The sequence below is a fragment of the Pseudoalteromonas sp. S3776 genome (assembly GCF_005886915.1).
Classification (GTDB): domain Bacteria; phylum Pseudomonadota; class Gammaproteobacteria; order Enterobacterales; family Alteromonadaceae; genus Pseudoalteromonas.
Window position 1 is genome coordinate 1 of the sequence record NZ_PNCU01000049.1, and the last position, 406, is coordinate 406.

At 52.2% G+C, this 406-nt stretch carries 1 protein-coding gene; it reads left to right on the forward strand.

The window, feature by feature from the left end:
- The coding region (locus CWC16_RS19905) for a hypothetical protein (RefSeq protein WP_171037677.1) at positions 1 to 406 on the forward strand (406 nt) is incomplete at both ends.

Sequence of the window (406 nt, forward strand, 5' to 3'; positions counted from 1 at the left end):
GCAAGCGCATTAAATGACGGCACACTCACCGCCACAGCCAGCGTATCCGATGTGGCAGGCAACCCTGTAAGCGCGCAAGATAGCGTAGAACTTGATAACACCGCCGCGATTACAACTAGCATTGATAAAACCGCCGACGGCGTGATTAATGGTAACGGTGAAAGCGCCACCATGGTCGTGCGTGGCACGGTAAGCGATGTGGAAGACGGTCAAACCGTGACGGTGATCATCAGTGATGGTACAAACCAAGTTGAAACCACAGCGCTTGTTCAAAACGGCGAATATGTTACCGATCCGATTGATGCAAGCGCACTAAACGATGGCACACTCACCGCCACAGCAAGCGTGTCAGATGTAGCGGGTAACCCGATTTCAGCACAAGATTCAGTCGAGCTTGATAACACCG